The organism is Rhizobium sp. UGM030330-04 (assembly GCF_003208455.1).
GTDB lineage: Bacteria > Pseudomonadota > Alphaproteobacteria > Rhizobiales > Rhizobiaceae > Agrobacterium > Agrobacterium rhizogenes_A.
In genome coordinates, this window is sequence record NZ_QKML01000011.1 from 140,774 (window position 1) to 158,120 (window position 17,347).

Below are 17,347 nucleotides of genomic sequence, written 5' to 3' on the forward strand. Positions count from 1 at the left end.
TTCGAAAGGGACAGAAATGCAGACCATATCCGACAACGCGGCCAATGCCATTCAGGAAATTTTCGGTCGAAGCAAGGCGCTGATCGGCATGATACATTGCCCCGCCTTTCCCGGCGCGCCGCGTTATCGCAGCGCGAGCATGGATGCGATCTATGATGCCTGCATGCGTGATGCGGAACGGCTTGTCGAGGGCGGCATGCACGGACTGATCGTCGAAAACCACGGAGACGTCCCTTTCTCCAAGCCCGACGATATCGGGCCGGAAACATCGGCCTTCATGAGCGTGGTGACAGACCGCATCGTTCGTGCCGCCGGCGTGCCCGTCGGCATCAACGTGCTGGCAAATGCTCCCATTCCCGCCTTCGCCATCGCCATGGCGGGCGGGGCAAAGTTCATCCGCGTCAACCAATGGGCCAATGCCTATGTGGCCAATGAAGGTTTCATGGAAGGCCGCGCGGCCGAAGCGATGCGCTATCGTTCGCTGCTGCGGGCCGAACATGTCAAGGTCTTTGCCGACAGCCACGTCAAGCATGGCGCGCACGCGATCACCGCCGACCGTAGCATTGACGAGCTGACGCGCGATCTCGCATTTTTCGATGCCGACGCCGTCATCGCCACCGGCCAGCGCACGGGCAACAGCGCCACCCTCGAGGAGATCGAGGAGATTGGTGCGGCGACGCACCTGCCGCTTCTGGTCGGCTCGGGTGTCCATGACGGCAATATTGTCGAAATCCTCAAACGCACCAATGGCGTCATCGTCGCTTCTTCGCTCAAGGAGGGCGGGGTCTGGTGGAACCCGGTCGAACTGTCCCGCGTGCGTTCTTTCGTGGCGGCAGCGCGGCCCGGCCTTGATGCCTGACGAGGAGATGGCAATGGGACAATTGGTAGTCAACGGCGAAAGACTTCTGGCAAATCTGGACCGCTTCGCGGCAATCGGCGCTACCAAAAAGGGAGGCGTGAACCGTCAGGCGCTGACTAGGCTGGATCGCGAGGCCCGGCGGCTGCTGGCGCAACTTGCCGTGGAGCGCGGATTCTCCGTGTTTCAGGATCCCATCGCCAATCTTTTCATTCGCAGGAAAGGACGGGACGACAGCCTTGCGCCGCTTCTGATCGGCAGCCATCTCGACAGCCAACCGTCAGGCGGGCGGTTCGATGGCGCACTTGGAACGCTGGCGGCTTTTGAGGTTATCGAGACGCTGGAGGATTTCGGCATTGAGACCGAGCGCCCCGTGGAGGTCGTCGCCTTCACCAATGAGGAAGGCTGCCGGTTTGCGCCCGGCTGCATGGGGTCGACGGCCTTTGCAAGCCGCACCATACTATCGGGCTGGTCGAGCCTGCGGGCTGCGGATGACGGCGCCGAATTTGCGGGTGAGCTTGCCGCGACCCTGCAAAGCCTGCCCGGGGCAGGCATGCGTGATCTCGGTTTTCCTGTCTTCGCCTTTCTCGAGGTTCATATCGAACAGGGTCCCTCTCTTGAAAAGGAAGGACTGCCGATTGGGATCGTCACGGGCATACAGGGCACCCGCTGGCTGGAGGTGATGCTGAGCGGACAGACCGCGCACGCGGGAACGACGGCGCTCATATACCGACGCGATCCGTTTCATGCGGCTGTGAACGCGCTGGGGTCGCTTTTTGCCGCCATCATGCCATCGGACCCCGCCGCCCGTTTTACGGTCGGTCGAATTGCGGTGCAGCCCGGCGCCGTCAACGCCATTCCGCAAACCGCCGCCTTCACCATCGATCTTCGGCATCCTTCTTCCGAAAGGCTGGACGAGATGGAGGAAAAAATCCGTGCGGTTGTGCACGACGCGGCATCGGCGCAGGGCTGCGAAGCGACGATCCGGCAGATATTCGACATGCCGCCCGCGAATTTTGAGGCAGGCATTCTGTCGGCCCTCGACCGCGCCGCGCAGGAGCGCGGCTTCGCGACGCGGCGGATGTTGTCGGGTGCGTTTCACGACGCGCTGTTCATGAACCGGGTCGCGCCATCGGCGATGATTTTCGTGCCGTGCCGCGACGGTCTCAGTCACAACGAGGCGGAGCATGTCGAACCGGAGCATAGTGTTGCGGGCTGCAACATGCTGTTGGCCGCGATCCTTCAATTGCCGTCACTGGTGATCGTTACGGGATAAGAGCCGATCAGCCTCGATTTGGCGCATGGTGTCGGGCGGCGGTGGTGCCGGCACTATCCGCGGCGCGCGGTGCCGACAGCGATGACGGGACCGGTCGCCTGACCGGTCGGCGAGCCGCCGAACGGTTCGACGCTGATCGCGAAGGTCGTGCCTTCGGTTATGTTGCCGCGCATATCGGCGGGAATGATAAGGTCGCCATTGGTGCCGGGCTGGAAAACACCGAGCGAACGGGTTTTTCCGCCATCCATGACAAGCCACAGTTCCAGCGATTTTTCGTCCGTCTTGCCGGTTGCCACGGGTACGATGCGCATTCGACCCGATTCCGCGTCGTAGGAGGCAAGGAGATTGACCTGGCTGTCGGTCGTGGAAAGTTCGGCCACCAGCGGGGCGGCTCCCTGCCACCTTTCCGGAAACGCAGCGTAAACAATGGCGGCCACGGCGGCGGCGCTGGTGGCGACAGATAGCCAACGCCAGAAGGATGCGGAATTCCAGAGACTGCCATTGGCATTGACATTCCTGGTGCCGAACAGGCGTTCCTCGATGCGGGCGAGAACAGCGGCGCTTGGCAGCTGCTCTTCGTAATCGGCGTTGAAGTCGGAAAATTCCGCTTCCCAGCGCTGTACCAGCTGTGCGACGACCTTGTCGTCCTGCATGCGCCGTTCCAGTTCGCGGCGTTTCCCGAGCGGCAGGACGCCCAGCACATATTCGCCGGCGAGGATTTCGTCGCGCCCGTGCATGCCGCCGCTTTGTTCGCCCGCCGTCATCGCTGCATGCACTCTCTGAGCTTGAGAAGGCTGCGACGCAACCAGGTTCTGACCGTGTTCAGCGGCACGCGCAATTCATCGGCGAGTTCGAGATAGCTCAAACCCTCGACATAGGCCCGGCGGACGGCCTGCGCATGAGCTGTCTCGAGTTCCCGCATGCAGTCGTCGATCCTGCGGCCTTCATCCGCAAGCACGACCTGCTGTTCGGGATCGCGAATGGTCTCGTCGGCAAGATCGTAGGCCTCGCCAATATCGTCATTTATCGGTTTGCGTGCGCGGATCGTGTCTATCGCATGGTTGCGGGCGATGGCTGCAAGCCATGTGGCCGGTTTGCCGGCACTTGCGGCAAATGTGCGGGCGCGTTGCCAGATCTTGATATAGATTTCCTGCAGCGCCTCTTCCGCCTCCGTCCTGTCACGCAGGATTTTCAGGCAGATCGCAAAAAGCTTCGGACTGGTGGCCTGATAGAGCGAGACGAATGCCGAACGATCACCCATGCCGACACGGTTGATTAGGCTTGCGATCTCTGTACCCTGCATTCGAAGGTTCCTTGCTGCTTTTCCTTTATAGGGGTGTTCCCTGCGGGAAAACAAGGCGCTCATGCGAGGAAGTTCGCGTCGTGCCGGCCATATGGTGATCGGATCGAAGCCGCTGGCAATCGGGACGGTCATCATCACAGTCCCGCCGGATTTTCGAGCGGACCGACGAGCCGGACCGTGATGAGATAGCCGATTGCAGCCGCTGCCGCGGAAACGAAAGTTCCCCAGAGAAGGTCGGCAACGGTCAGTGTCGTCGACCAGCTTTTCAGGGTGGCCTGGTTGGTCAGGTCGTAGGTGGCGTAGGCCATGAAGCCGACCACCGCCCCATAAAGCAGTGCAGTCGTCCATTCACCCGAGAGAAGGGCCGGGCGAACGGCGAGAAAGGTCAATCCGGCCACGTAGACGAGGTAGAACACGATCGCCGGAGCAAGCCGGAAATTATCCGCCAGAAGATCGCCTATGGCCGGGCGGTAAAGACGCGACGCCATCGTGCTCAACCAGATGAAATCGATCACCAGAAAGGCGACGAGGGTGAGGAAATAGGCGGCGAGATAGGTCTTCATCGTTGTTTCCTTTGCGGGGCATTAAGAGGGAGGCGAGGCCGGTTTCCGGTCGGAAGACAATGGAACAAATGGATGGAACGACGCGGCGATGGGCGCTAGTCGATCCGGGTCCAGTTGACTCCCTTGCACAGGAGACCGGCGACGATGCAGCCTTTCGTGACCATGCTGTTGCCGGTTATGGTCACCGTTATCCTGTAAGATTTGTCGCGTTGCGGGTCGAAGGCGGTGCCGGAATAACGTCCGCCGTCCCCCGGCCTTATGTCCATGATCAGGCGGTCACCGGCCTTTTCTTTCGGGGTGCCGGGTTTGATCCAGGTGTTGGTTGCGCAGATTTTGTCGCCGCACGCAGCGATGACCACCTTGGCGTTGCCATCGCCGCGCGCCCAGTTGCCGTCGATGTCGGCTGCCGTGGCGCTGAATGCGGCCAGCAGCGGACATAGGGCGGATGCAATTCTCAATCCGTTGATTTTCATCCTCTTTCTCCGCAAGTTGGCCCCGCCTATTGGTGTTCTATCGTGTAGAAGCCGACATTTATGGTCCCTTCGGCAAAACCCGCCTCGCAATAGCAGAGGTAATAATCCCAAAGCCGGCGGAAGCGGTCGTCGAAACCGAGCAGCGAGATCGTCTGCCACCGCGCGTGGAAACGCTGGCGCCATTCGGCAAGCGTGCGGGCATAGGACTGGCCGAAAAGTTCCGTTTCCGTGAGTTTAAGGCCGGCCGTCCCGACCGCTATTTCGAGCGCGGCATCGCAGGGCAGGAAGCCACCGGGAAAGACGTATTTCTGGATGAAATCCGGCTTGCGCCGGTATGTGTCGAAGCGGTTCTGTTCGATGGAGATGATCTGCAGCACCGCGTGGCCGCCAGGTTTCAGGCAGCGTTTCAACGTTTCGAAATAGCTCGGCCAATAGGCTTCGCCGACCGCTTCGAACATTTCGATGGAGACGATCCGGTCGAATTGACCGTCTACGTCGCGGTAATCCTGCAGCCTGAGATCGATGCGGCCAGCCCTGTCCGCTTTTTCCGCCGCGTCTTGCGCCCAGTGCAACTGGGAAGGGGAGAGGGTGATGCCGGTGACGTCGGCATGGTGCTGCGTGGCGAGGTGGATGGCGAGCGCACCCCAGCCGCAGCCGATTTCCAACACGGTTTCACCGTCGTTCAATTGCAGTTTCTCCGCAATGCGGGCGAGTTTCTGCACTTGCGCCGCCTCCAGCGTCGGCGTGGCGTCGTCGAAAATCGCCGACGAATAAAGCATCGAGGGATCGAGCCACTGCCGGTAGAACTCGTTGCCGAGATCGTAATGCGCCTCGATATTGCGGCGGCTGCCGCGTCTGGTGTTGGCGTTCAGCCTGTGTCCCATGCGGTTAAGCATGCGCATGGGCAGGCTGCCGCGCATCGACGCTTCAAATGCCTGGCGATTTTGGGCTGCAAAACGGATCAGGGCCGTCAAGTCCGGGGTGCTCCAGTCGCCTTCGATGAAACCCTCGGCAAAGCCGATGTCGCCGTTCAGCAGCAGGCGCCGGATCGCGCGCCAGTTATGCAGGACGAGGATCGCTTCGCTGCCGTCCTTTTCGCCGGATTTTTCAACGCTGCCGCCGGCGGGAAGGATGATGCGCAATCTGCCGCTGTCGATGTTGCCCAACAGCCGGCCGATGAGCCAAGCACCAGGGCTGCCCCGGGGAGGCAGGCAGGTATTTTCCGCCGATAGGTCGGTGAGATTGTCAAACGGGGTCATGAATCTTGGCCTCGATTTGCGACGATGAAGGATGAACGAAGGAGACGGGTGCGGCAGGCGGCGATGGTCGTTTTCTCAGCCGCACGCCCTTCAGCCAGATATTCAGGGCTTCCCAGTGAATGCCCAGAACGACCTTCAGTGTCAGGAAAGGGATGGCGACGAAGGCTTTCAGGAGTGCGCCGTCCGTCAATTCGACGCGCCGGGCGAGATGCCGGGCCGTCAGGACGACGCCGTCCTCGTCGAAAGTATCGATGACGATTTTAAGCCTGTCGCCGGGCGGAGCCACACGGAAAACATAATGGAGGTCCATGTCCATGAAGGGCGAGACATAAAAGGCCTTGTCGCATCGCTGGACGATTTCGCCCGCTTTGCCGGCTTCCACCGGAATGAGGTAGGAATGGCGTTGCCCGAAGGTGTTGTCGACCTCCCAGAGGATGGCTTTGAGCGTCATGTCCTGCCCGTGGCAGAAGAACACGCTGAGCGGATTGAAGGCCCAGCCGAGCACACGCGGCATGGTGAGCAGACGTATCGGCCCTCCATCCACCGCCATGCCCGCCGCCGTCATCGCCGCCTCGATCTGCTGGCGCAATCCCGTCGCGCTTCCGTTGCCGCGGTCTTTCCGATGGAATGAGAACAGGTTGAACCGGTCGACGGAGAAAAACCGCAATTTCCTGTCGAGCAGGTCAAGTTCGTCGAGGTCGAGAAGCAGCGAATAAATCCGGTAGGCGAGTTTGTGCGGCTTCGGCCTGAAACGCGCATGGGTCACATGGCCCGGAAAAAGCGCCGAGGCGAGGGGAGGCGTCATGCCGTCGCCTCCATGAGCTCCGTCTCCGTCGCAATCGTCGCCAAATCCAGGCGAATGATGCGGCTGCTGTCGTCGGCAACCGTCCATGGCCGCGTCACGCCGCCAAGATCTTCGGCGACGGCAAGGCCGGCCTGAAGGCCGTCCTCGTGAAAACCCGATCCGAAATAGGCACCGCAGAACCAGGTATTTCGCAAACCCTGCAAGGCCCACAGGTTCTGACGCATCTGTTCGGTGCCGGCGTCGAAAACGGGATGGTGATAGGTTTCCTCGGCGATGATCTTTCCCGCTTCCGGTTCCCGCATCGGGTTCAGCGTCACGAAAGTGTCGGGGGTTTCGCCCAGGGGCTGAAGCCTGTTCATCCAGTAGGTGATGCTCGGCTGGGCGGAATCGAGGCGCGTGTCTGCCACATAGTTCCAGCTTGACCAGGCGGCGCGACGGCGCGGCATGAAACTCTTGTCCGTGTGCAGCAGGGCGCGGTTTTGCGTATAGGCAAAGGCGCCGAGAATGCGCCGCTCAGCGCGCGAGGCGTCCGCCAGCATGTCCAGCGCCTGATCCGCGTGGGTTGCGATCACCACGTCATCGAAGCGCGCGGCTTCGCCGTCTGCGGTGATGATCTCGACGCCGTTCGGCTGGCGGTGAATGCGTGCCACCGGTGTCGAGAGACGAATTCGATCCGCAAACGATGCCGTGATGCGTTTTACATATTCGTGTGCGCCACCGACGACGGTGCGCCAGACCGGCCGGTTGCGCAGCAACAGCAAGCCGTGATTGCGGCAGAAGCTGATGAAATGCGCCGCAGGATACCGGCCGACCTCCATGGCCGGCGTGGACCAGATGGCCGCTGCCATGGGGTAAAGATGATCCTCGCGGAACGCCGCACCATAACGGTTGCGCAAGAGATAGTCGTCGAGCGACATGTCGCCCATCAAATGCAGGTCGCGCGGGGCGTTGCGGTAAAACCGCAGGAGGTCGGCAAGCATCGCCCAGAACCGTGGTCTCAGCGCATTTCTCTTCTGTGCCAGCAGGCCAAGACCGGTTCCACCGGAATATTCAAGATCGCCATTGTTGAGAGAAACGGCAAAGGACATGTTGGAGGCGGCGGTCGGCACGTCCAGCGTCCGGAACAGGGCGGTGAGATTGGGATAGGTCCTCTCGTTATAGACGATGAAGCCGGTATCGACAGGAACCGGTCCCCTGTCGGTATCGAACGTCACCGTGTTGGTGTGCCCGCCGATACGGCCGGCCGCCTCGAAAACCGTGACATCGTGCCGTTGCGACAAAAGCCAGGCTGCCGACAGGCCGGAAATTCCCGTTCCCACAATGGCGATGCGGCGCCGGCCGTCTTTTTGTCTCGCTTCGGTGTCGGTCATCTATCCTCGCTATCGCATTCCAAAAATTCGTCTTGGGACAGCGCAGATACGAGGCAGGTGCCGGATAAGTTTCAGCGGGCCGCCGGTTTTTTGGAATTTTTTCCGAAAGCTGAAACTCTTTTGCCGCTTCGGTCGTATTTGCCATCACGAAACCCGGCCTCCATGTCCTTGAAAGCGGTGAGCGGAGCAGTGATGTTTTCTGTGGTCCTGACGCTTGCCGTTCTCATGTCGCTGCTGATGGCGGCCGCCTGGGCGCTGCAGCGCGCAACCGGTTCGAGCGGCTGGATCGACACGGTGTGGTCGGCAGGTGTCGGCATCGGCGGGGTCGTCGCGGTTTTCCTTGCTGCGGGAGACGGCTGGCGGCGGGCCGTGGTATTGTTTCTCATCGTCGTCTGGTCGCTGCGGCTTGCCGGCCATATCGGCATGCGTACGCGCGGAGGCGGGGAGGATTCCCGTTATGCAAAGCTCATCGCACAATGGGGCAAATCGGCCGCCTTGCGGCTTTTTATCTTCCTCCAGATACAGGCGGTCGCTGCTTTTGTGCTTGTTCTTGCGATATATCTTGCCGCCAGCAACGGCCATGGTTTCCCGCGTGGGGTGGATGGTGTCGCCGTAATGCTCTGCCTCGGCGCGCTGGCCGGCGAAGCGCTGTCTGACGCGCAGCTCTTGCAGTTCAGAAGGACCGCGCAGGCAAGAACCGGTGTCTGCGAAACCGGTCTGTGGCGGTACTCCCGCCATCCCAATTATTTTTTCGAATGGCTTTTCTGGTGCGGTTTTCCGCTTCTGGCCATTCAGGAACAAGCCTTGTCATGGGCGTCTGTCGCCGCGCCGGTGATGATGTATTGGCTGCTTGTCCACGTCTCCGGCATTCCGCCGCTGGAAGACCACATGCTGACATCGCGCGGGGAAAAGTTCCGCGCCCTGCAACGCCGCGTCAACGCCTTCTTTCCGGGGCCGCGAAAGAACGAGGACACGCCATGAACATGCTCGCCTTCGCCATCAACGCCGCAGAGCGCACGCCGCTCGGTGACGGCGTCACACTGGCCGGTATCGATATGCTCTGCGCAAGGACAAAACGGCGACTTGCCGGCATTCCGGCGGCGGCCGAACAGGCTTTTGTCGCAGAGATGACGAAATTTCCCGTCGCCAGCCACACGGATGCGGCGAACAGGCAGCATTACGAAGTCCCGGCGGAATTTTTCGGGCTGGTTCTCGGGGCGCAGCGGAAATATTCCTGCTGCTATTATCCCGATGCGACGACGTCGCTCGATGAGGCCGAGACTGTTGCCCTGGCCGAGACCGCGGCGCATGCCGAACTGGAAGACGGCATGGAAATCCTTGAACTTGGCTGCGGCTGGGGCTCGCTTTCCCTCTATATGGCCCGCCACTTTCCCAATGCGCGGATCACGTCCGTTTCGAACTCCGCCTCGCAGCGCGACCATATCGTTGCCCGCGCGCAAGAATACGGGCTTTCCAACCTTTCGGTGGTGACCGCCGATATGAATGATTTCGCCACCGGTGAAGGTTTCGACCGCGTTGTCTCGGTGGAAATGTTCGAGCACATGTCGAACTGGCAGGTCCTGTTCGAGCGGGTTCATACCTGGCTGAAGCCGGGCGGCAAGTTTTTCCTGCATGTCTTCAACCATCGCAACCGGTCGTACCGTTTCGACCACAACAATCCCGCCGACTGGATTGCCCGCCACTTTTTCACGGGCGGCATCATGCCCGCCCTTGATCTTCCCCACCGATTCGGCGGGCTGTTCGACGTAGAGCGGGAATGGCGCTGGTCGGGATCGCATTATCGCCGGACGGCTCTCGACTGGCTCGGGAATTTCGACCGGGAAATCGATCGCATCCGGCCGATCCTGCAACGGGTCTACGGCGCCGAGGCGCGTTTGTGGGAAAGGCGCTGGCGCTTGTTCTTCCTCGCGACCGCAGGGCTTTTCGGGCATGAGGACGGTGCCGTCTGGGGCGTCGGACATTACCTCATGACGGGCGTTTCTTCGGCGCGGTGATGGCCCGCTCGGGGCTTTCAGGGCGATTGTCGGTTATGGCCCGTAACAATTTGCCGGAAGCAAACGTTTACATCCCGGCAAGAATGACTAGGCTGACCGCATCTTTTGAGCAAGTTGATCGATCTTCCGCAGAAAGCGGCTGGAGAAAGTTATGAGTTCAGTTACGCCGAAACTGGATAGTTGCGGCGCCGAGCCCATCCACATCCCAGGCGCCATTCAGGAACACGGTGCGTTGCTGGTCCTGTCCGCGCGCGATTTTTCCATCGTGCAGGCAAGCGACAATCTCGTCGACTATATCGATGTGCCTGTCGAGATCGGCGCCGTCGCGAGCGGTGACCTGCTGCCCTTCCTTGACATTTTGTCCGCTTGGCATGCCGGCGACGAGACGAATTTCAGACATGTCTGGGCCGAAAGAAAACTCGACGTCTCGGCGCACCGGTCAGGTGCGCTCATCCTCGTCGAGGTCGAAAAAACACGGCAGGGGGAATCGGCGGAAGCGCTGATGGTCGGGCTGACCAGTCTGGCGCAATATATGAACGGCGCGCCGTCGCTTGAGGATGCATTGCTGCGAACGGCAGAGCTGGTCTCGTCGATGAACGGCTATGACCGCACCCTGATCTATGATTTCGGGCCGGACTGGAGCGGGCACGTCGTGGCGGAGGCGGGAAACGGGGTGCTCCCATCTTATCTCGGCCTGCGCTTTCCGGCGGGCGATATCCCGCCGCAGGCGCGGCAGCTTTACACGCTCAATCGCCTGCGCATGATTCCCAATGTCGATTACCGGCCCGTTCCGGTCAGGCCGCAGCTGAATGTGGAAACGGGCGCGGTACTCGACATGAGTTTTTCGCAGCTGCGCAGCGTGTCGCCGGTTCATCTCGAATATATGCGCAACATGGGGACGGCCGCCTCGATGTCGGTGTCCATCATCGTCAACGGCAGATTATGGGGCCTGATCGCCTGCCACCACGCCACTCCCCATTCGACTTCCGTTGCCGTGCGCGACGCCTGCGATTTTGCCGCCCAGCTGCTGTCGATGCGGATCGCGATGGAGCAAAGTTCCCAGGATGCCTCACGCCGGGTGGAACTTGGCCATGTTCAGGCCAGGCTGTTAAGCGGCATGGCGACGGCGGAAAGATGGGCCGATGGTCTTCTGGGCGGAGAGCGTGAAAGAGACGACCTGTTGGGACAGGTGGGGGCGGAGGGAGCCGCGCTTGTTCTGGGCGATGAATATGAGCTGGTCGGCAAGGCGCCGTCGCGCCAGCATGTCGAAGAACTGGTCCTGTGGCTTGGCGAGCAGGATGTGGCCGAGGTGTTTGCGACCGACAATCTTGCGGGCGATTACCCGGCCGCTGTGGCTTATGCCGCCGTCGCGAGCGGCATTATCGCGATGCGCGTTTCGGAACTGCACGGCAGCTGGCTGATCTGGTTCCGGCCGGAAGTGGTGAAAACGGTGCGTTGGGGCGGCGATCCGCATAAGACGGTGCAGGAAAGCGGCCGTATCCACCCGCGCAAGTCTTTTGAAATCTGGAAGGAGCAGGTGCGCAACACCGCTTTGCCGTGGTCGGAGCCGGAGCTTGCCGCGGCGAGGGAACTTCGAAGCGCGATCATCGGCATCGTCCTGCGCAAGGCGGAGGAAATGGCGGATCTGACGCGGGAATTGCAACGGACCAACAAGGAGCTGGAGGCTTTTTCCTATTCGGTCTCGCATGACCTGCGGGCACCTTTTCGTCACATTGTCGGCTTTGCGCAATTGTTGCGCGAACGCAGCAGCGCCATGGACGAAAAATCCCTGCATTATCTGCAGATGATCTCCGAGGCGGCGCTGGGAGCGGGCAGGCTGGTGGACGATCTCTTGAACTTTTCACAGCTCGGCCGCACGCAAATCACCGTGAAGGCGGTGGACATGCAAAAGCTGGTCAGCGAAGTCCGCCGCTCCCTTGCGCCCGCCCTTGCCGACCGTCAGGTCGAATGGCGCATCGGCGAACTGCCGGTCACGCTCGGCGATCCGACACTGCTGCGGCAGGTCTGGTACAATCTCATCGACAATGCGATCAAATATTCCCGCCGGGAGCCGGTTTCGATCATCACCATCTCAGCGGTTGAAACCGGAGAATATGTCACCTATTCGGTGGAGGATAATGGCGTCGGTTTCGATATGGCCTATTACGGCAAGCTTTTCGGCGTGTTCCAGCGGCTGCAGCGCGTCGAGGATTTCGAAGGAACCGGCATCGGGCTTGCTCTGGTGAGGCGCATTGTCGAACGCCATCACGGTTCGGTCAGTGCGCAGGGAACTCTTGGCGAGGGAGCCTCGTTCTCCTTCACATTGCCGGTAAAGAAAATTGAAGAGGAAGACATTGCCTGAACTGAGACCTATCCTGCTGGTGGAAGACAATCCGCGCGATCTGGAATTGACGCTTACCGCCCTTGAAAAATGTCAATTGGCAAACGAGGTCGTCGTGGCGCGGGATGGCGCCGAGGCGCTCGATTACCTCGATGTCACCGGCGCCTGGCACAACCGGCCGGCCGGTGATCCGGCGGTCGTCCTTCTCGATCTCAAATTGCCCAAGGTGGACGGCCTTGAGGTCCTGCAAAAGATCAAAGGCAGCGATCATCTGCGGCATGTTCCCGTCGTGATGCTGACCTCTTCCCGCGAGGAACAGGATCTCGTCAGGAGCTACGAACTCGGCGTGAACGCCTTTGTCGTCAAGCCCGTGGAGTTCAACCAGTTCTTCAAGGCGATACAGGACCTCGGCGTCTTCTGGGCTCTCTTGAACGAACCGCCACCCGGTGCGCGTCGCAATGGCGGATAAGGCGGTGCTGCGAATGGAGGCAAGCAAGCTTCTGCTTCTCGAGGACAGCTCGGTCGATGCGGAATTGATCGAAGAGCAGCTTTCAGGCATTTCTCCGCCGCCGGTTATCACAAGGGCGGTGGGCCGGGCCTCGTTCATCGAGGCGTTGGAGAACCGGCAATTCGATATCATTCTTGCCGATTTCTCGCTGCCGGACTTCGATGGCATGTCCGCGCTCGATATCGCCATGCAAACGACCCCCGACACCCCGTTCATTTTCGTGTCGGGCGTCCTTGGCGAAGATGCGGCGATTGACGCCTTCAGGCGCGGTGCGACGGACTATGTGCTCAAGCAGCGACTGGCAAGGCTGCCGTCGGCCGTTGAGCGTGCCTTGGCGGAGGCCCGGGAGAAACAGGAGCGGAGGCGGGCGGAAGTCCATAAGGAACTGCTCGTCCGGGAACTCAGTCACCGTGTCAAGAACACCATGGCAATGGTCATCTCCATCATCCGCAGGACGGCAAAAGGCAGCACATCCATCGAGGACTATCAGGAAAGGCTGGTGGCCCGCGTGAGCGCCCTTGCCGAAAGCCATGCCCTGCTTTTTCAAAGCAATTGGGGTGAAACCGACCTCAGGGATGTCGTGCGGCGGGCGATCGAACCCCATAACAGCTTTGCGAGCCGGGTCGAACTCGACGGCCCGGATGGTGTCCAGCTGTCGCCAAAATCGGCCCTGGCGCTTGGCATGATCCTGCACGAGCTGGTAACGAATGCGCAGAAATACGGCTCTCTTTCCGGCGCAAGCGGCAAGGTGGAGGTGTTCTGGAAACGGCTGCATAATGACGACGGGCGCGACCGCGTCGACCTGCAATGGCGGGAAAGCGGCGGCCCTGCCGTTTCCGTGCCGCAGGACACCGGTTTCGGAACGACGCTGATCACGAAAGGCGCGCAATACGAACTGCATGCCGAAAGTGAAATCCACTACGACCGCGCCGGCCTGCAATATCAGACTGTCTTTCCCCTGGATTGAGGCGCCAGATGAGAAGGGTGCGGAAGTTGTGCAGGGCATTCGCCCGCGCGCGCTAACGGGCCAGTGAGAACTCGTTCGCCAGAATATCCGGGAGATTGTCGAAGTCGCAGGGTTTGGAAACGACCGTCAGATCGCCCAATTGTGCCCGAACGCCGGGTATTTCCGCATAGCCGCTACAGACGACGAAGGGTATGTTGGCAGCCTTGAGTTCCTCGATCACGGGAAAGGACAATTCACCCCTCAGATTGAGATCGATGACGGCGCCATCCAGATCGGTGGCGTTTATTTTTTCCAGGGCTGCGGATATGTGCGAAACCGGCCCGACGACGTTGACACCAAGGTCCGAGAGAAAGTCCTCCATATCCATGGCCAGGAGCGCGTCGTCTTCCAGAACAAGGATTTGTTTTCCCTGAAAATTATAGTTCATAATCACTGCATTCGCATCGTTTCGGCCCGTCAGGGCTGCTTTTCACCAACATCGCTGAACTCTTGACGTGTGACGTGGTTCCACCGCCGCGCAAAAAGAAATCATTCGCATCCGCCGCCGCGCTACTCTAGTTTGTGACGCTGATTAGCTGCCTACCGGGAATGTTGTTGCTGTGATTGGTTTTTCACCGTTTGCCCAGCGAAGCCTTTTGATGCTTGCTGTGGGTGTCGCAATTTTGATTGGCATGGTCTCCGTGTCATTATGGCTCGTGCAGGTGAACAACCGGTACTCGCAGGAAACCGCGGAACTGCGGCGGGTGCGCGCATCGGTTCTCGACGTCCTGACGGTGATGCAGGACATTGAAACGGGGCAGAGGGGATATCTGCTCACCAACAACGCCGATTATCTGGTGCCCTATGAGGAAGCTCTGCGCGGCTTGCCGCAGCGTCGGTCCAGAATTCAGGATCTCCTGAAGGACCGGGAACAATATCAGCAGGCTTTGCAGGAACTGACACGTGCGATCGACGCGAAATTGGCGGAGACGCGCGAAACGATCGATTTGCAAAGGGCCGGTCGTATCAATGAGGCGGTGGATGTCGTCCGCAACAATGACGGCAAACGCTTCATGAACGAAATCAGGGGAATTCTGTCGCGCCTGCAATCAGACACCGACGATCGTCTGCGGGTGATTGTCAGCGACCAGCTGGATGCCGCCAATACGCTGCGATGGGTGACAGTGGGCGGCGCGCTTGCCATTCTCCTCGTCGTTGGCGGCTCGATCTTTCTTGTCTTCACCTATATCCGGGCGCTGAACCGCTCCCGGGAAGACGTCGACGAGCTCAATCGGCATCTGGAGGAGCGTGTGGAAGAAAGGACAAGGGATCTTCGCCGCGCCAACCAGGAAATCCAGCGCTTTGCCTATATTGTTACTCATGACCTGCGCGCGCCGCTCGTCAACATCATGGGCTTCCTTTCCGAATTCGATACATCCCTGAAGCCGGTGAGCAGCTATGTCCTTGCCGATGGCAAGGCGCCGCCGGAAGACGTCGTCCGCGAGGCGCGGCTGGCGGTTCAGGAGGATATTCCCGAGGCGATCGGCTTCATCCGTTCATCGACACGCAAGATGGATCAGCTGATCAACGCCATCCTGAAAATATCCCGCGACGGACAGCGGAAGCTGCAACCCGAAAAGGTCGATATAGAAACACTGCTGTCATCGCTTTCGGAGACGGTACGCCACCAGATCACGGCCAATGGCGGCGAGATCGAGGTCGATACGCCCAAGCTGACGATTGTCACAGATCGCATATCGCTTGACCAGATCCTCGGGAACCTGTTTGACAATGCGGTGAAATACCAGATGCCCGGTCGTGCGCTGCGGCTGACCGCGCGGGCCTATCCGGCCGGGCGCGGTGCGATCTGCATCGAGGTTGGCGACAACGGACGCGGTATCGGCGAACAGGATATGGAGCGGGTGTTCGAGCTTTTTCGCCGGGCGGGCAATCAGGATCAGCCGGGAGAAGGAATAGGCCTCGCCCATGTCCGTTCGCTAATCAGAAATTTAGGAGGTGATATTAAAGTCGAGTCTAAACTCGGTGAGGGCAGCACCTTCATCCTGCTGCTGCCGAGTGACCTCCGAAGAGTGACGAAAGAAGGCGACCCATGAAAGCGACCGGCCAGGAAGTAACGATCGTGATGATCGAAGACGATGAGGGCCATGCGCGCCTGATCGAGAAAAACGTGCGGCGCGCCGGGGTGAACAACGAGATCGTGCCCTTTACGCTCGGTGCGAAGGCGCTGGATTATATCTTGGGCGAAAGTAGGGATGGGCTTGTCAGCAAAGATCGCTATCTTCTCGTCTTGCTCGATCTCAATCTCCCCGACATGTCGGGTATCAACATTCTCGAGCAGATCAAGAGCAATGACTACACGCGCCGTTTGCCCGTGGTGGTTTTGACAACCACCGATGACGAGACCGAAATTCAGAAATGCTATGATCTCGGCGCGAATGTTTATATAACCAAGCCGGTGGATTATGAGGGCTTTGCCACGGCCATCAAAAATCTAGGCCTGTTCTTTTCCGTAATTCAGATACCCTGAAGGCATGATGGCTCTGCGTGTTTTGTATGTCGATGACGACCCGGCCCTGGCGCGGCTTTCAAGCCGCGTTCTCGGTCGCCATGGAATGGAGGTGGTCCATGCCGCCTCCGTCGCCAGCGGCCTTGAGTTCTTTCAAAATGAACAGTTCGACGTCGTCGTTCTCGACCATTATTTCCAGACCGCGACCGGAATGGAATTTCTGGCGGCAATCCAGTCGATACCGGCACGTGTGCCGGTTCTGTATGTCACGGGGTCCAACGAAGCCCGGATCGCCATAGACGCGCTCAAGGCGGGTGCCGCCGACTATGTCATCAAGAATGTCGGAGACGATTTTTTCCCGCTTTTGCTCACGGCCATCAACCAGGCGCTGGAAAATCATCGCCTGCGCCAGACGAAGGAGGAAGCCGACCGCCTCCTGGTAAAGGCCAAGGAACATGCGGAAATGATGGTGAAGGAGATGAACCATCGCGTGGCGAACAGCCTTTCGCTGGTCTCCGCCATGATCCGCCTGCAAATCAATACCCTGAAATCGCAGGAGGCGGAAACCGCCTTGCTGGAAACGCAAAGCAGGATTTCGGCAATCGCCGGCGTACATCGCAGCCTCTACAACACGGCGAATGTGGGGCTCGTATCTTTGAGTTCCTATCTGACCTCCATCATCGGCGACCTGTTTCAGGCCGTGCCCGGTTCGTCCGCCATCACGGTGGAAACGTCGCTCTGCGAGGTCGATCTCAACGCAGACCATGCCGTCGCGCTTGGTGTCATCATCACCGAATTGCTGACCAATGCGCTGAAATATGCCTATCCCGATCAAACCGGGACCGTTCGCGTCAATCTGTCCGAACAGAACGGGCAATTCGTTCTCGTCGTGGAAGATGATGGCGTCGGCTCTAAACCCGATACGCTGCCGCGCGGCACCGGTTTAGGTACAAAACTCATCATGGCGATGGCGCAGAATATCGGCGCCCGGGTGGAGCAGACGCACACCCACCCGGAGCGGGACAAAGGCACCCGTTACACGATTACCTGGACGGAAAAATAGCGCAGGGTTCATCGTCTTCGATGACTGGGCGGTGCAGCGTCC

18 protein-coding genes are annotated in these 17,347 nt (G+C 59.9%); 10 read left to right on the forward strand and 8 right to left on the reverse strand.

Translation table 11 applies throughout. The annotated features are described in order from the left end of the window. Positions 1 to 16 precede the first annotated feature (16 nt). Positions 17 to 859 carry a BtpA/SgcQ family protein gene (locus N434_RS17640; protein WP_110759586.1) on the forward strand — a complete coding sequence of 281 codons (843 nt, stop codon included), beginning with the start codon at positions 17 to 19 and terminating at the stop codon, positions 857 to 859. Positions 860 to 872: 13 nt separating this feature from the next. Beyond that, complete coding sequence (locus N434_RS17645; protein WP_110759684.1) at positions 873 to 2,132, forward strand: Zn-dependent hydrolase; 1,260 nt, start codon at positions 873 to 875, stop codon at positions 2,130 to 2,132. A gap of 53 nt (positions 2,133 to 2,185) precedes the next feature. Here the strand turns inward: N434_RS17645 and N434_RS17650 are convergent, their stop codons facing one another. From N434_RS17650 to N434_RS17680, 7 genes are all read right to left on the reverse strand, one after another. After that, on the reverse strand, positions 2,186 to 2,896 hold the full coding sequence (locus N434_RS17650; protein WP_110759588.1) for an anti-sigma factor: 711 nt from the start codon (positions 2,894 to 2,896) through the stop codon (positions 2,186 to 2,188). After that, the gene (locus N434_RS17655) at positions 2,893 to 3,435 is read right to left on the reverse strand and encodes a sigma-70 family RNA polymerase sigma factor (RefSeq protein ID WP_110759686.1); all 543 of its coding nucleotides are present in this window, start codon (positions 3,433 to 3,435) and stop codon (positions 2,893 to 2,895) included. The genes N434_RS17650 and N434_RS17655 overlap by 4 nt, the downstream gene beginning before the upstream one ends. A gap of 134 nt (positions 3,436 to 3,569) precedes the next feature. Next, positions 3,570 to 3,998, reverse strand: a complete 429-nt coding sequence (locus N434_RS17660) for a DUF2177 family protein (RefSeq protein WP_110759590.1) — start codon at positions 3,996 to 3,998, stop codon at positions 3,570 to 3,572. Positions 3,999 to 4,093: 95 nt separating this feature from the next. Beyond that, positions 4,094 to 4,471 carry a DUF2147 domain-containing protein gene (locus tag N434_RS17665; RefSeq protein ID WP_110759592.1) on the reverse strand — a complete coding sequence of 126 codons (378 nt, stop codon included), beginning with the start codon at positions 4,469 to 4,471 and terminating at the stop codon, positions 4,094 to 4,096. Positions 4,472 to 4,497: 26 nt separating this feature from the next. After that, positions 4,498 to 5,730, reverse strand: a complete 1,233-nt coding sequence (locus tag N434_RS17670; RefSeq protein WP_110759594.1) for an SAM-dependent methyltransferase — start codon at positions 5,728 to 5,730, stop codon at positions 4,498 to 4,500. Then, positions 5,717 to 6,535, reverse strand: a complete 819-nt coding sequence (locus N434_RS17675; protein WP_110759595.1) for a DUF1365 domain-containing protein — start codon at positions 6,533 to 6,535, stop codon at positions 5,717 to 5,719. The genes N434_RS17670 and N434_RS17675 overlap by 14 nt, the downstream gene beginning before the upstream one ends. After that, positions 6,532 to 7,905, reverse strand: coding sequence for an NAD(P)/FAD-dependent oxidoreductase (locus tag N434_RS17680; protein WP_110759597.1), 1,374 nt, complete (start codon positions 7,903 to 7,905; stop codon positions 6,532 to 6,534). The genes N434_RS17675 and N434_RS17680 overlap by 4 nt, the downstream gene beginning before the upstream one ends. A gap of 192 nt (positions 7,906 to 8,097) precedes the next feature. On the opposite strand from N434_RS17680, the gene N434_RS17685 reads away from it, so the two are divergent. The 5 genes from N434_RS17685 to N434_RS17705 all read left to right on the forward strand — a co-directional run bounded on the left by N434_RS17685 (position 8,098) and on the right by N434_RS17705 (position 13,736). After that, positions 8,098 to 8,886: a DUF1295 domain-containing protein gene (locus N434_RS17685; RefSeq protein WP_110759687.1), complete on the forward strand. Its 789-nt coding sequence runs from the start codon at positions 8,098 to 8,100 to the stop codon at positions 8,884 to 8,886. Further along, positions 8,883 to 9,920 (forward strand): SAM-dependent methyltransferase, encoded by a 1,038-nt coding sequence (locus N434_RS17690; RefSeq protein WP_110759599.1) that lies wholly within the window; start codon positions 8,883 to 8,885, stop codon positions 9,918 to 9,920. Before N434_RS17685 ends, N434_RS17690 begins: the two co-directional genes overlap by 4 nt. A gap of 151 nt (positions 9,921 to 10,071) precedes the next feature. Further along, positions 10,072 to 12,282: an ATP-binding protein gene (locus tag N434_RS17695; protein WP_110759601.1), complete on the forward strand. Its 2,211-nt coding sequence runs from the start codon at positions 10,072 to 10,074 to the stop codon at positions 12,280 to 12,282. After that, positions 12,275 to 12,730 carry a response regulator gene (locus tag N434_RS17700; protein ID WP_110759603.1) on the forward strand — a complete coding sequence of 152 codons (456 nt, stop codon included), beginning with the start codon at positions 12,275 to 12,277 and terminating at the stop codon, positions 12,728 to 12,730. Before N434_RS17695 ends, N434_RS17700 begins: the two co-directional genes overlap by 8 nt. Then, positions 12,720 to 13,736 carry a sensor histidine kinase gene (locus tag N434_RS17705; RefSeq protein ID WP_236773915.1) on the forward strand — a complete coding sequence of 339 codons (1,017 nt, stop codon included), beginning with the start codon at positions 12,720 to 12,722 and terminating at the stop codon, positions 13,734 to 13,736. The genes N434_RS17700 and N434_RS17705 overlap by 11 nt, the downstream gene beginning before the upstream one ends. Positions 13,737 to 13,788: 52 nt before the next feature. Here the strand turns inward: N434_RS17705 and N434_RS17710 are convergent, their stop codons facing one another. Continuing rightward, on the reverse strand, positions 13,789 to 14,163 hold the full coding sequence (locus N434_RS17710) for a response regulator (protein WP_110759605.1): 375 nt from the start codon (positions 14,161 to 14,163) through the stop codon (positions 13,789 to 13,791). Positions 14,164 to 14,374: 211 nt separating this feature from the next. On the opposite strand from N434_RS17710, the gene N434_RS17715 reads away from it, so the two are divergent. Genes N434_RS17715 through N434_RS17725 form a run of 3 tightly spaced genes read left to right on the forward strand, consistent with a single transcriptional unit; the run spans position 14,375 to position 17,305 of the window. Beyond that, positions 14,375 to 15,829 carry a sensor histidine kinase gene (locus N434_RS17715; RefSeq protein ID WP_110759607.1) on the forward strand — a complete coding sequence of 485 codons (1,455 nt, stop codon included), beginning with the start codon at positions 14,375 to 14,377 and terminating at the stop codon, positions 15,827 to 15,829. Beyond that, positions 15,826 to 16,263 (forward strand): response regulator, encoded by a 438-nt coding sequence (locus N434_RS17720; protein ID WP_110759610.1) that lies wholly within the window; start codon positions 15,826 to 15,828, stop codon positions 16,261 to 16,263. The genes N434_RS17715 and N434_RS17720 overlap by 4 nt, the downstream gene beginning before the upstream one ends. A gap of 4 nt (positions 16,264 to 16,267) precedes the next feature. Beyond that, on the forward strand, positions 16,268 to 17,305 hold the full coding sequence (locus N434_RS17725) for a sensor histidine kinase (RefSeq protein ID WP_110759612.1): 1,038 nt from the start codon (positions 16,268 to 16,270) through the stop codon (positions 17,303 to 17,305). The last annotated feature ends 42 nt before the right edge of the window (positions 17,306 to 17,347 follow it).

What these genes read in the sequence shown, in the direction of transcription:
- N434_RS17640 (WP_110759586.1), top strand. Translation starts at nt 17, where the DNA reads ATGCAGACCATATCCGACAACGCGGCCAATGCCATTCAGGAAATTTTC.
- N434_RS17645 (WP_110759684.1), top strand. Translation starts at nt 873, where the DNA reads ATGGGACAATTGGTAGTCAACGGCGAAAGACTTCTGGCAAATCTGGAC.
- N434_RS17650 (WP_110759588.1), bottom strand. Translation starts at nt 2,896, where the DNA reads ATGACGGCGGGCGAACAAAGCGGCGGCATGCACGGGCGCGACGAAATC.
- N434_RS17655 (WP_110759686.1), bottom strand. Translation starts at nt 3,435, where the DNA reads ATGCAGGGTACAGAGATCGCAAGCCTAATCAACCGTGTCGGCATGGGT.
- N434_RS17660 (WP_110759590.1), bottom strand. Translation starts at nt 3,998, where the DNA reads ATGAAGACCTATCTCGCCGCCTATTTCCTCACCCTCGTCGCCTTTCTG.
- N434_RS17665 (WP_110759592.1), bottom strand. Translation starts at nt 4,471, where the DNA reads ATGAAAATCAACGGATTGAGAATTGCATCCGCCCTATGTCCGCTGCTG.
- N434_RS17670 (WP_110759594.1), bottom strand. Translation starts at nt 5,730, where the DNA reads ATGACCCCGTTTGACAATCTCACCGACCTATCGGCGGAAAATACCTGC.
- N434_RS17675 (WP_110759595.1), bottom strand. Translation starts at nt 6,535, where the DNA reads ATGACGCCTCCCCTCGCCTCGGCGCTTTTTCCGGGCCATGTGACCCAT.
- N434_RS17680 (WP_110759597.1), bottom strand. Translation starts at nt 7,905, where the DNA reads ATGACCGACACCGAAGCGAGACAAAAAGACGGCCGGCGCCGCATCGCC.
- N434_RS17685 (WP_110759687.1), top strand. Translation starts at nt 8,098, where the DNA reads ATGTTTTCTGTGGTCCTGACGCTTGCCGTTCTCATGTCGCTGCTGATG.
- N434_RS17690 (WP_110759599.1), top strand. Translation starts at nt 8,883, where the DNA reads ATGAACATGCTCGCCTTCGCCATCAACGCCGCAGAGCGCACGCCGCTC.
- N434_RS17695 (WP_110759601.1), top strand. Translation starts at nt 10,072, where the DNA reads ATGAGTTCAGTTACGCCGAAACTGGATAGTTGCGGCGCCGAGCCCATC.
- N434_RS17705 (WP_236773915.1), top strand. Translation starts at nt 12,720, where the DNA reads ATGGCGGATAAGGCGGTGCTGCGAATGGAGGCAAGCAAGCTTCTGCTT.
- N434_RS17710 (WP_110759605.1), bottom strand. Translation starts at nt 14,163, where the DNA reads ATGAACTATAATTTTCAGGGAAAACAAATCCTTGTTCTGGAAGACGAC.
- N434_RS17715 (WP_110759607.1), top strand. Translation starts at nt 14,375, where the DNA reads ATGCTTGCTGTGGGTGTCGCAATTTTGATTGGCATGGTCTCCGTGTCA.
- N434_RS17720 (WP_110759610.1), top strand. Translation starts at nt 15,826, where the DNA reads ATGAAAGCGACCGGCCAGGAAGTAACGATCGTGATGATCGAAGACGAT.
- N434_RS17725 (WP_110759612.1), top strand. Translation starts at nt 16,268, where the DNA reads ATGATGGCTCTGCGTGTTTTGTATGTCGATGACGACCCGGCCCTGGCG.